The 11420-nt window shown below is 67.2% G+C and carries 9 protein-coding genes; 5 read left to right on the top strand and 4 right to left on the bottom strand.

Translation table 11 applies throughout. The features are described 5' to 3' along the window. The first annotated feature begins 4 nt into the window (after nt 1-4). Genes LQ564_RS23850 through LQ564_RS23835 form a run of 4 tightly spaced genes read left to right on the top strand, consistent with a single transcriptional unit; the run spans nt 5 to nt 4844 of the window. Complete coding sequence (locus LQ564_RS23850; RefSeq protein ID WP_231060611.1) at nt 5-1579, top strand: tryptophan halogenase family protein; 1575 nt, start codon at nt 5-7, stop codon at nt 1577-1579. 38 nt (nt 1580-1617) lie between these two features. Continuing rightward, the gene (locus LQ564_RS23845) at nt 1618-2337 is read left to right on the top strand and encodes a SapC family protein (RefSeq protein ID WP_231060610.1); all 720 of its coding nucleotides are present in this window, start codon (nt 1618-1620) and stop codon (nt 2335-2337) included. Further along, a complete protein-coding gene (locus LQ564_RS23840; protein WP_231060609.1) occupies nt 2321-3319 on the top strand; it encodes a cupin-like domain-containing protein in 999 nt (332 codons plus the stop codon). The genes LQ564_RS23845 and LQ564_RS23840 overlap by 17 nt, the downstream gene beginning before the upstream one ends. Nucleotides 3320-3329: 10 nt before the next feature. Further along, nucleotides 3330-4844 carry a tryptophan halogenase family protein gene (locus tag LQ564_RS23835; protein WP_231060608.1) on the top strand — a complete coding sequence of 505 codons (1515 nt, stop codon included), beginning with the start codon at nt 3330-3332 and terminating at the stop codon, nt 4842-4844. Here the strand turns inward: LQ564_RS23835 and LQ564_RS23830 are convergent. Beyond that, nucleotides 4823-5434 (bottom strand): TetR/AcrR family transcriptional regulator, encoded by a 612-nt coding sequence (locus LQ564_RS23830; RefSeq protein WP_231060607.1) that lies wholly within the window; start codon nt 5432-5434, stop codon nt 4823-4825. The two genes, LQ564_RS23835 and LQ564_RS23830, sit on opposite strands and share 22 nt — an antisense overlap. Nucleotides 5435-5516: 82 nt before the next feature. Here LQ564_RS23830 and LQ564_RS23825 point away from each other — a divergent pair, with 82 nt between their 5' ends. After that, nucleotides 5517-6587 carry an MBL fold metallo-hydrolase gene (locus LQ564_RS23825; RefSeq protein ID WP_231060606.1) on the top strand — a complete coding sequence of 357 codons (1071 nt, stop codon included), beginning with the start codon at nt 5517-5519 and terminating at the stop codon, nt 6585-6587. On the opposite strand, the gene LQ564_RS23820 is transcribed toward LQ564_RS23825, so the two are convergent. From LQ564_RS23820 to LQ564_RS23810, 3 genes are read right to left on the bottom strand one after another with little or no spacing between them, the layout of a single operon-like run. After that, entirely contained in the window at nt 6588-7898 is a 1311-nt protein-coding gene (locus LQ564_RS23820) for a sugar MFS transporter (RefSeq protein WP_231060605.1), read from the bottom strand. A gap of 28 nt (nt 7899-7926) precedes the next feature. Continuing rightward, a complete protein-coding gene (locus tag LQ564_RS23815) occupies nt 7927-8895 on the bottom strand; it encodes a glucokinase (RefSeq protein WP_231060604.1) in 969 nt (322 codons plus the stop codon). Beyond that, nucleotides 8892-11399 carry a glycoside hydrolase family 3 protein gene (locus LQ564_RS23810; protein ID WP_231060603.1) on the bottom strand — a complete coding sequence of 836 codons (2508 nt, stop codon included), beginning with the start codon at nt 11397-11399 and terminating at the stop codon, nt 8892-8894. Before LQ564_RS23810 ends, LQ564_RS23815 begins: the two co-directional genes overlap by 4 nt. Nucleotides 11400-11420: the final 21 nt, after the last annotated feature.

The raw sequence follows: 11420 nt of genomic DNA, 5'->3' as shown, positions 1-11420 counted from the left end.
CACCATGGTGAGCACCACCACCAGGCACGTCGTCATCGTCGGCGGCGGCTCCGCCGGCTGGCTGACGGCCGCCGTTCTCGCGTCCGGCCTCCAGTCCCAGGAAGCAGGGGGCCTGCGCATCACGCTGATCGAGTCCCCCGACGTGCCGATCATCGGCGTCGGCGAGGGCACCTGGCCGACCATGCGCGACACCTTGCGCGCGGCGGGCCTGTCCGAATCCGCTTTTTTCCGCGAGTGCGACGCCGCCTTCAAGCAGGGCTCGCGCTTCGATCGCTGGGTCACGGGCGGCGATGAGGACCACTACTTTCACCCCTTCGCGCTGCCCCAGGGCTGGGGCGACGCCGACCTGGCCGGGCGCTGGCTCGCCCAAGGCGGCGATGCGCCGTTCGCCGGCACGGCCAGCTTCCAGCCGCAGCTATGCCTGCACGGCCGCGCGCCGAAGCAGGCGCAGACGCCGGAATTCGCGGCCGTGGCCAACTATGGCTACCACCTCGACGCCGGCAAGTTCGGCCAGTTCCTCAAGAAGCACTGTCTAGAACGCCTCGGCGTGCATTATGCGCCGGACCACGTCACCGGCATCCGCTCCCATGACAACGGCGATATCGCAGCCCTGCATACCCGGGCCCATGGCGACCTTGAAGCGGACCTGTTCGTCGACTGCACCGGCATGCAGTCGCTGCTGCTCGGGCAGCACTACGGCGTGCCTTTCATCGCGCAGCGCGGGGTGCTGTTCAACGACAGCGCGCTCGCGGTGCAGGTGCCGTATGCGCACGAGATCGCGCCCATCGCCTCGCAGACCACCTCCACCGCGCAGCACGCCGGCTGGATCTGGGACATCGGCCTGCCGACCCGGCGCGGCATCGGCCACGTGTATTCGAGCGCGCACACCACGGATGAACAGGCCGAGCAGGCGCTGCGCGACTACGTGCGCGCCAGCGGCGGACCCGAAGACATCACACCGCGCAAACTCAGCTTCGAGCCTGGCTACCGCGAGCGCTTCTGGCATCGCAACTGCGTCGCCATCGGGCTGTCCGCCGGCTTCATCGAACCGCTGGAAGCCTCGGCCCTGGCCATGGTCGAACTGTCCGCCGCCATGCTGCTGGAGGAGATGCCGGTCACGCGCGCCCAGATGGACATCTGCGCGGAGCGCTTCAACACGACCTTCACCTACCGCTGGGAGCGGGTGATCGACTTCCTCAAGCTGCACTATGTGCTGAGCCGCCGTGAAGGTGGCGCCGACCCGTACGGCTACTGGCGCGACAACCGCTCGGGCGAATCCATCCCGGGGCGCCTGGCCGACCTGCTGGCGCTGTGGACCCACCGCCCGCCCTCGCGCCAGGACTTCGGCCGCCACATGGAAGTGTTCCCGGCGGCGAGCTACCAGTACGTCCTGTACGGCATGGGCTTTCGCCCCGAACCGGGTCTGGCACGGCGCGCGCGTCCGGGCGAGCCGGATGCGGCGAATGCCGACGCCTTCTTCCGCCAGGCGCGGGAGCTCACGGAGCGGATGCTGGCCGGCCTGCCCGACAACCGCGGCCTGCTCGCGCACATCGCGCGCCACGGCCTGCCGCGCCACTGAATCACCACCACCATAACAACGAACAAAGAGACACCACCATGGCCAATCCGGTACTGCTGAATAATATCGATCACAAGGACCTGCGCATCGTCACCCGCCCCGGCGCCGACCTGGGCGACGCGCGCGCCTTCGTCCAGACCTTCCCGGCCGAGTTCCGCCAGCTGCAGGCGCATTACCCGATCATCTTCCGCAAGGACGACGCCAGCCAGGCCTACGAGCCGATCGCCCTGTTCGGCTTCGAAAGCGACGAGAACCTGTTCCTGGAAGGGCAGACCTGGGATGCGGCCGCGATTCCCCTGCTGGTGAGCCGCATGCCTTTCCTGATCGGCCAGCACGGCGAGGAACTCATGATCCACGTCGACCTCGACAACCCACGCGTCAGCAAGGTCGAGGGCGAGGCGGTGTTCCTGCCGCACGGCGGCATGTCGCCCTACCTCGAGAACGTCAACTCGATGCTGCTCGCGATCCACGAGGGCATGCAGGCCAATGCCGGCTTCATCGAAGCGCTGTTGAAGAACGAGCTGCTGGAAGGCTTCTCGCTCGACATCACGCTCGACGACGGCTCGCAGCACCGCTTCGGCGGCTTCTACACGGTCAACGAGGAGCGCCTGGCCGTATTGGATGCGGCGACGCTCGACAGCCTGCACAAGGCCGGCTACCTGGCCGCGATCTACTTCCAGATCGCCTCGCTGTCGAACTTCCGTAGCCTCATCGATCGCAAGAACCGCAAGAACACATCCTATGCTGCCCGCGGCTAAACCGATCCGCGAGCTCACGGGCCTCACGCCGCGCGATCTCGGACCGGGCATTCTCGCGTCCACCGAACCGGTCGTGCTGCGCGGCCTGGTCGCAGGCTGGCCGATGGTGCAGGCCACCAGTGCCGACGCTTACCTGCGCCGCTTCTACCGCGGCGCCCCCGTCACCGCGATGCTCGGCCCACCGGAGATCGGCGGCCGCCTGTTCTACAACGAGGACCTCAGCGGCTTCAACTTCGCGCCGGTGCAGGTCCGCCTCGACCAGGTGCTGCACGAGCTCGAACGCCACCGCGGCGCCGACAAGCCGCCGGCGATCTACGTCGGTTCGACCACCGTCGACACCTGCCTGCCGGGCTTCCACGACGAGAACCTGATGGACCTGGGCGGACGCGATGCACTGGGCTCGATCTGGATCGGCAACCGCACCCGCATCGCGGCCCACTACGACCTGCCGGACAACCTCGCCTGCGTCGCCGCCGGCCGCCGCCGCTTCACCCTGTTCCCGCCGCAGCAGGTGAGCAACCTGTATATCGGCCCGCTCGACTTCACGCCGGCCGGCCAGGCCATCAGCCTGGTCGATTTCCACAAGCCCGACCTGGAACGCTTCCCGCGCTTCGCCACCGCGATGGAACACGCGCTGGTCGCGGAACTGGAAGCCGGCGATGCGCTGTTCATTCCGAGCATGTGGTGGCACCACATCGAGGCGTTGGAAGACTTCAACGTGCTGGTGAACTACTGGTGGCGCCAGTCGCCACCGTACATGGACACGCCGACCAACGTCCTGATGCACGCGTTGATGACGGTGCGCGAGCTGCCGCTAGAGCAGCGCCAGGCCTGGCAGGAGCTGTTCCGTCACTACGTGTTCGAAGCCGATGACGACACCGCCGCCCACATTCCGCCGGCCGCGCGCCGCATCCTGGGACCGCTCGACGAAGACGCGGTGCGCAACATCCGCGCCCAACTACTGAAAAGAATGAACCGCTGAGGAGACCGCCGTGGACACCCGATCGAACAACATCAATGGCATGGGACGCCCGGTGCGCCGTGTCGTCATCGTGGGCGGCGGCACCGCCGGCTGGATGGCTGCCGCCTGCATCTCGAAGATCCTGGGCAAGCGCCTCGACATCAAGCTGGTCGAATCCGACGAGATCGGCACCGTGGGCGTGGGCGAAGCCACCATTCCGACCCTGCTGAACTTCCACAATCTCCTCGAGATCAACGAGCAGGAATTCATGGCCGAGACCAAGGCGACCTTCAAGCTCGGGATCAGCTTCGAAAACTGGCGCAATGTGAACGAGCACTACATCCACTCGTTCGGCCTGACCGGCACCGACCACTGGACCGCCGGCTTCCAGCACTTCTGGCACAAGGGCCGCGAGCGCGGCCTGGCGGGCGACTACGGCGACTACTGCCTCGAGCTGCGCGCCTCGCAAGAGAACAAGTTCGCCCACCTGCCGCGCCAGGGCATGAACTACGCCTACCACCTGGACGCCAGCGCCTACGCGCGCTACCTGCGCAAGTTCAGCGAGCGCTTCGGCGTGCAGCGCATCGAGGGCAAGATCGTCGACGTCACCACCAGTGCGCTCACGGGCCACGTGCGCTCGATCACGCTGGAGTCGGGCCTTGATGTCGAGGGCGACCTGTTCATCGACTGCACCGGCTTCCGGGGCCTGTTGATCGGCCAGGCGCTGGGCGTCGAGTACGAGGACTGGTCGCAGTGGCTGTTCAACGACAGCGCCGCCGCGCTGCAGACGACTTCCGTGGGCGACGCCATCCCGCTGACGCGCTCGATCGCCCATCCCTTCGGCTGGCAGTGGCGCATCCCGCTGCAGCACCGGGTCGGCAACGGCATCGTGTTCGCCAGCCGCTACGTGGAGGACGAACAGGCGATCGGAGCGCTGATGGGGAACGTCGAAGGCGAGCCCCTGATGAAACCGCGCGTCATCAAGTTCACGCCGGGCCAGCGCAAGCAGGTGTGGAAGGCGAACGTGGTGGCGGTCGGCCTGTCGAGCGGCTTCCTGGAGCCGATCGAATCGACCAGCATCCACCTGATCCAGCGCAGCATCCTGCGCCTGATGCAGATGTTCCCGAGCGAAGGCATCGTCCAAAGCGACGTCGAGGAGTTCAACCGCCAGGCCGCGACGGAAGTGGAGCACATCCGCGACTTCATCATCCTGCACTACAAGGTCAACAACCGCATCGACGCGCCCTATTGGGTCGACGCGCGCAACATGCCGGTGCCGGCGTCGCTGCAGCACCGCATCGACCTGTTCCGCGAGACCGGCCGCGTATTCCGCTTCCCGACCGAGCTGTTCGCCGAGAACTCCTGGATCCAGGTGATGCTGGGGCAGGGCATCATGCCCTACCGGCGCCACCAGACGGCCGACCTGATGGGCGACGCTGAGCTGTCGCACTTCCTCGGCGGGATCAAGGAACAGGTCGACCGCACGGTGGCGAGCCTGCCCTCGCACCAGTCCTACGTGGAGCGTTACTGCGCCGCGCCGAAGTAGGACAGGAACATCGACACCGCCGCCTCGACCACGGCCTCCTGCTGTTCAGGGCCGAGCGGGGCGGCCCCCATCGCCACTTGCGGCCAGAAGGCGAAGGCTTTCACCTGGCCCTGCAGCATGGTGGCGGCAAAGGCCGGGTCGCCCGGCTTGAGTTTGCCGTCCGCCTGCGCCGCACGGATCCATGTCGTGACCCCTTCCTCGCGCTCGTTCAGGCGCGCGAACACCGGCAGCGCGCGCTCGGGCGCGTGGATCGCTTCCGAAATCGCCACCCGCGCCAGGTCCAGGAAATCCCGCTGTTCGAGCGTGCGCATCTTCAGCCGCACCAGTTCCGTCAGCTGTTCGCGCAAGCCCACGTCGCTGCGATAGGCCAGTTCCTGCTGCGCCGCGCTGGCTTCGAACAGCTGCACGATGGTCTCGGCGAACAGCTCTTCCTTGCTCGGGAAGTGGTTGTAGACGGTGCGTTTCGACACCTCGGCAACGGCGGCGATGCGGTCCATGCTGGTCGCTTCGAAGCCGTTGGCGCGGAATTCGGCAGCCGCAGCCTGGACGATGGCCTTGCGTTTTAGGTCGGTAAGACGAGGAGCGTTCATCCAATTATTTTACACTCACTAGTTTACTTTTCCAAAAAGTGAAACTACACTGTGTAGTGTACATCTGACGGATCAACAAGACATGCGCACCCTGTTCGCCACCCTTTTCCTTGGAATCGCCGCCATCATGAGCTACTGCACCCTGGCCACCGCTGCCCCCGCACATACCGAATCGCCCCAGTTCGCGGACGGGAAGTTCCGCAACCCCGTTACGATGCGCGAACACAGCGTCGGCGAGATGGCGCGCCTGTGGTGGAACTTCATGTTCAACAAGCCGAAGGGCACCATGCCGACGGGGACGGTGCCGGTGCGTCTCTTGAGCCAGGCCGCGCTGCTGGCCGCGCCCGACAACACCCTGTACCGCCTCGGCCACTCGACCATGCTGATCAAGCTGAAAGGCGCCTTTTATCTCACCGACCCGGTGTTCTCGGAACGCGCTTCGCCCGTGCAGTGGGCCGGCCCCAAGCGCTTCCACGCGCCACCGATCGCGATCGACGAGCTGCCGCCGATCAAGGCCGTGATCCTCTCGCACGACCACTACGACCACCTCGACCATGCGGCAGTCAAGGCGCTGGCCGCGAAGACCGAACACTTCCTGGCGCCGCTGGGCGTGGGCGACCGTCTCATCGAGTGGGGAATCGATGCGAAGAAGGTGCAGCAGTTCGACTGGTGGCAGGGCACGCAGATCGATGGCGTGCGCCTGACTGCGACGCCGTCGCAGCACTTCTCGGGCCGTTCGCTGAACGACCGCAACTCGACCCTGTGGGCCTCCTGGGTGATCCAGAGCGACGAGCTGCGCGTCTTCTTCAGCGGCGACACCGGCTACTTCGACGGCTTCAAGGAAATCGGCCGCCGCTACGGCCCCTTCGACGTCGCGTTACTGGAAACCGGCGCCTACGACAAGCAGTGGCCGGACGTGCACATGCAGCCGGAAGAGACCTTGCAGGCCTTCCTCGACCTGAAGGGCGCGTGGATGCTGCCGATGCATAACGGGACCTTCGACCTGGCCCTGCACCGCTGGCAGGACCCGTTCGAGCGCATCGTGGCGCTGGCCGAGGGGAAGGGCGTGAAGCTGGCGACGCCGGAGATGGGGGAGCCCTTGAATCTCAAGGACCCCCAGCCCGGCAGCCAGTGGTGGAAGACGCTGGACTGATTAGCCGGCGCTGACCGGCTGCTTGTGCAGGTTGGCGTACTTGATCCCGAAGTAGAGGATGAACAAGTAGCACACCGCCGGCACCAGGAAGGACGGCTGCAGGCCGATGGTGTCGGCGAACATGCCCTGCACGAACGGGATCACGGCGCCGCCCACGATCGCCATGCACAGGATGCCCGAGCCCTGGCCGGTGAACTTGCCGAGGCCATGCAGAGCCAGGCTGAAGATGGTCGGGAACATGATCGAGTTGCACAGGCCGACCGCGACGATCGCCCACTTCGCCACCGAGCCTTCGCCGAAGGTCGCGGTGAGCACCAGCGCGATCGAGCCAAGGGCGGTGACGGCCAGCGACTTGCCCGGGCTGACGTAGCGCATCGCCGCGAAGCCGATGAAGCGTCCCACCAGCGCGCCGCCCCAGTAAAGGCTGACGTAGTGGGCCGCGTCCGCGTGGCTCAGGCCCGCGATATTGCCCTCGCCGAGGAAGTTGATGAGGAAGCTGCCGATGCTGACTTCCGCGCCCACGTAGAGGAAGATCGCGACCGCGCCCAACACCAGGTGGCGGTAGGCCATGGCGCCGCCCTTGCCGTCGACCGCCGGGGCGCCGTCGTCGGCGTGGCTGATCTTGGGCAGCTTCGCCAGCGCGAACAGCACCGCCAGGATGGCCAGCGCCGCGGCCAGCGCAAGGTAGGGGCCCTGCACCGCGGCCGCTTCCGCCGCCTTGTGCGCGGCCTGCTCGGCGGCGGGCAGCGCGGCCAGCTGGTCGGCGCTCAGGGCGACAGTCGACAGGATCAGGATGCCGCCCAGCGCCGGCGCCACCGTGGTGCCGAGCGAGTTGAAGGCCTGGGTCAGGGTCAGGCGGCTGGACGCGGTGCGCGCCGGGCCGAGCACGGTGACGTAGGGGTTGGCCGCCACCTGCAGGATGGTGATGCCGCTCGCCAGAACGAAGAAGGCGAACAGGAACAGGCCGTAGCCGCCGTTCGAGGCCGGGTAGAACAGGGCGCAGCCGCCGGCCGCGATCATCAGGCCGGTGACGGCGCCGTTCTGGTAGCCGATGCGGCGGATCAGGGCGCCGGCCGGCAGCGACACGATGAAGTAGGCGCCGAAGAAGCAGAACTGCACCAGCATCGCCTGCAGGTAGGTCAGCGTGTAGATCGACTTCAGGTGCGGGATCAGCACGTCGTTGAGCGACGTGAGCAGGCCCCACATGAAGAACAGGATGGTGACGATGACGAGCGCGCCGGTGTGCGGGTTGTGCTCGGCCTCGGGGACTTGGGCCAATGAGGGCGCCTGCTTGGGGGCGGTGCTTTGCATGATGTCTCCGTTCGTTATTGTGGTATTGCTAAGCGCCCCGGTTCGGCGCGATCTGATCGTCCAGCAGCGCGGACACGCCGTGCAATGCCGGATACGGCTCGGTGACCAGGTAGGTCGGGATGCGCGCCAGGTAGGGGCTGAGGCGCCCCTTGTCCTCGAAGCGCGCACGGAAACTGGACTCGGTGAACAGCTTGCCCAGGCGCGGCACGATGCCGCCGCCGATATACATGCCGCCGGTGGCGCCCAGGGTCAGCGCGACGTTGCCCGCGACGCTGCCCAGGATGGCGCAGAAGGTCTCGACCGTGCGCCGGCATCCGGCCGAGGAACCGTCGAGCGCGGCGCCGGTGATCGACGGCGCATCGGTGCGTACGCCGTTCAAGGCCCAGTGGATCAGTTCCAGTCCCATCCCCGACAGCAGGCGCTCGGCCGACACGTGGCCGTACTCGCTCCACAGCGCTTCCAGGATCGCGACTTCGTCCTTGTTCGCCGGCGCGAAGCTCACGTGCCCGCCTTCGCTGGCCAGCGCGATCCAGCGCCCGTCCGCCGGAATCACGCCGGAGACGCCCAGGCCGGTGCCGGGGCCGATCAGGCCGATCGGACGGTTCGGCAGTTCGAGGCCGCCGCCGATGCGCTCGCGCCCATCCTCCTTCAGATGCGGCAGCGACATCGCCAGCGCCGCGAAGTCGTTCACCACCAGCAGCGTCTCCAGGCCCTGCTCGTCGCGCAGCGCCTCGATCGAGAAGCTCCAGTGGTGGTTGGTCATGCTGACCCGGTCTTCCTCGACCGGGTTGGCGATCGCCAGCGCGGCCTGGCGCAGGTCCGCCACCGCCAGGCCGCGCGACGCCGCCTTGCCGAGATAGGCGCGCATCGCCTCGCCCAGGGTGGCATAGTCGGCGCAGGCCAGCACCTCGATGTCGGCAAACGTGTTCTGCCCCGGCTCCTGCAGGGCGAAGCGGGCGTTGGTCCCGCCGATGTCGGCGAGCAGGCGCAGGCTCATTGCAGCTCCCCGCACTTTACGGCGCCAGCCTCGTTCGCGCCACCGCCGGCGATCTCGATGTTGGCGAAGGCGGCGGCGAAGCCCGCATTGCTGGTCACGCTGAACGGCGCCTGTACCCTGGCGAGGTCCGCGCCCCTGGCCTGGAAGCAGGACAGCGGAATCGACACGGTCTGCTTGCCCTTGCCGGCCAGGCGCTTGAACAAGGCCGTCGCATCGACCGTGCCGCTGCCCATCGCCATCGTGACCTTGCCGCTTGGCGCGCCGGAGACGATGGTGTCGAAGCGCAGCGCGGCATCCTTTCTGGCGCCGGCAGGCAGCACCATCGCGCGCGCGCCGCGCGCCTCGATGGTCGCGGGGCCGGTCCAGGTCACCAGCTTGGCGTCCTGCTGGGTGTTCACCTGCGAAGTCTGCACCGTGACGCCCGGCAGGGTGAAGGTCGAGTTCAGGTCGGCGCCCAGCACCAGCTGCTGCTGGCCGCTTCTCAAGGTCAGCGGGAAGCTGGCGCGGTCGGCCTGGCTGAACACCGGGAAGGTATTACTCACGCCGCAGCCGCCGGCCGGATAGGCGGCGTCCAGCTTGCCGACCTTCGAGGCGGTCGCACTCTTCAAGCCGTAGCCCCAGGCGAACAGCGGCGCATAGTTCTTGTCGCCGACATTCAGATCGGTCTGGCAGCTTGTTTTCGGCCACGAAAACGGCAGCTTGCCGGTGAACTCGTAACGCTTCGGACCCGCCACCAGCAAGTCCGACACGCCCTTGCCCTCGGTGCCCGGCAGCCAGGCCGCCACGAACACGTCCGACAGATTCAGCAGGTCGTTCACGTAGAGCGGACGGCCGGAGACGAACACGGTGACCACGGGCTTGCCCTTGCCGGCAACCGCCTGCAGCACCGCCAGGTCTTCCGGATAGCGGCCCGAGTGGCGCAGCGTGCCGTTCGGACCGATGTCGCCGTCGCCTTCCGCATACGGACGCTCGCCGATCACGGCCACCACCGCGTCGAACTTCGACACGTCCACGCCCTTGCCGTCGACGCTGAAGCTCACGTTGCCGCTACCCGCCGCTTCACGGATGCCGGCCAGGATGGTGTCGCCGTTCGGGAAGTCGCTGTTCACGTTGGCGGTGCCCTGCCAGGTGATCGACCAGCCGCCGGTCTGGTTCGACAGGTCGTCCGCGGTCTTGCCGACCACCAGGATCTTCTTGCCGCGCGCCAGCGGCAGCACCGGCTTGTCGTTCTTGATCAGGACCAGCGACTCGCGCACCGCGCGGCGCGCCAGCTCGCGCGGCACCATCGCCTCGTCGCTGCCCGCGTACTTGTTCTGGGCCGGGCTCTTCTCGAACAGGCCGGCGCGCAGCTTGACGCGGATGATGCGGCTCACCGCATCGTCCAGGCGCGCCATCGGGATCTCGCCGCTTTCCACCTGCCTGATGGTGTTGGCGATGAAGGCCTTCCAGTCGTCCGGCACCATGATCATGTCGTTGCCGGCATTGATGGCGGCGGCGCAGCTGTCGTTGCGGCAGCCCGGCACTTCGCCATGGCCGTTCCAGTCGGTCACGACGAAGCCGTCGAAGCCCATCTGCGTTTTCAGCACGTCGGTCAGCATGACGCGGCTGCCGTGCATCTTGCCGTAGTTGGTGCCGGTCGAGACGTCGTTCCACGAGTTAAACGAGGACATCACGGTCTGCACGCCGCCCGCCAGCGCCGGGTAGTAGCCGGCGCCGTGGATGTTGATCATCTGCGCCTTGGTCGACTTGTTGACGCCGCGGTCCTTGCCGTTCTCGGTGCCGCCGTCGCCGATGAAGTGCTTGGCGGTGGCGATGGTGTTGGCGTCGTCCTTCAGCATGCCCTGCATGCCGCGCACGTAGGCGGCGGCGTAGCTGCTGACGACTTCCGGGTTCTCCGAATAGCTTTCGTAGGTGCGGCCCCAGCGGTCGTCGCGCACCACGGCCAGGGTCGGGCCGAACACCCAGGCGATGCCGCTGGCGCGCGTGGCTTTCGCGGTGGCCGCGCCGATTTCCTCGAGCAGCTTCGGATTGCGCGCCGCGCCCAGGCCGATGTTATGCGGGAACAGCGTCGCGCCGAACACGTTGTTGTGGCCGTGGACGGCGTCGGTCCCCCACACCACCGGCACCTTGATCGCCATGTCGGTCGCCATCGAGGCCTCGTGGTAGCGCTGGGCCAGCGCCAGCCACTCGGCCGCCTTCGCGTGCTTGTTCCCGTTCGGCCAGCTGCCGCCGCCGTTGAGCACCGAGCCGAGGTAGTAGCGCTTCACGTCTTCCGGCGTGGCGGACTTGATCTCGGGCTGGGTGATCTGGCCGACCTTCTGGGCCACGGTCATCTTGCTCACGATCTCGCGCACGCGCTGCTCAAGCGCTTCGTCCTTCGCGATCGGGCTGGCGATGCGCGGCCAGTCGGCCAGCGGCGCCTTGGTTTGCGCGAGGGCGCCGGCGGCGGGGAAGGCGAGTGCGACGGCGAGCGCCAGCACGTGATTGCGAAGGGTTGGTGTCATCGGGTGTCTCGCTGTTCGTTT

Source organism: Massilia phyllostachyos (assembly GCF_021044825.1).
Taxonomy (GTDB): Bacteria; Pseudomonadota; Gammaproteobacteria; order Burkholderiales; family Burkholderiaceae_D; genus Telluria; species Telluria phyllostachyos.
Note: the sequence above shows the minus strand (reverse complement) of the source record. Positions and strands in the feature narration are given on the sequence as shown.

What these genes read in the sequence shown, in the direction of transcription:
- LQ564_RS23810 (WP_231060603.1), bottom strand. Translation starts at nt 11,399, where the DNA reads ATGACACCAACCCTTCGCAATCACGTGCTGGCGCTCGCCGTCGCACTC.
- LQ564_RS23850 (WP_231060611.1), top strand. Translation starts at nt 5, where the DNA reads ATGGTGAGCACCACCACCAGGCACGTCGTCATCGTCGGCGGCGGCTCC.
- LQ564_RS23845 (WP_231060610.1), top strand. Translation starts at nt 1,618, where the DNA reads ATGGCCAATCCGGTACTGCTGAATAATATCGATCACAAGGACCTGCGC.
- LQ564_RS23825 (WP_231060606.1), top strand. Translation starts at nt 5,517, where the DNA reads ATGCGCACCCTGTTCGCCACCCTTTTCCTTGGAATCGCCGCCATCATG.
- LQ564_RS23830 (WP_231060607.1), bottom strand. Translation starts at nt 5,434, where the DNA reads ATGAACGCTCCTCGTCTTACCGACCTAAAACGCAAGGCCATCGTCCAG.
- LQ564_RS23840 (WP_231060609.1), top strand. Translation starts at nt 2,321, where the DNA reads ATGCTGCCCGCGGCTAAACCGATCCGCGAGCTCACGGGCCTCACGCCG.
- LQ564_RS23820 (WP_231060605.1), bottom strand. Translation starts at nt 7,898, where the DNA reads ATGCAAAGCACCGCCCCCAAGCAGGCGCCCTCATTGGCCCAAGTCCCC.
- LQ564_RS23815 (WP_231060604.1), bottom strand. Translation starts at nt 8,895, where the DNA reads ATGAGCCTGCGCCTGCTCGCCGACATCGGCGGGACCAACGCCCGCTTC.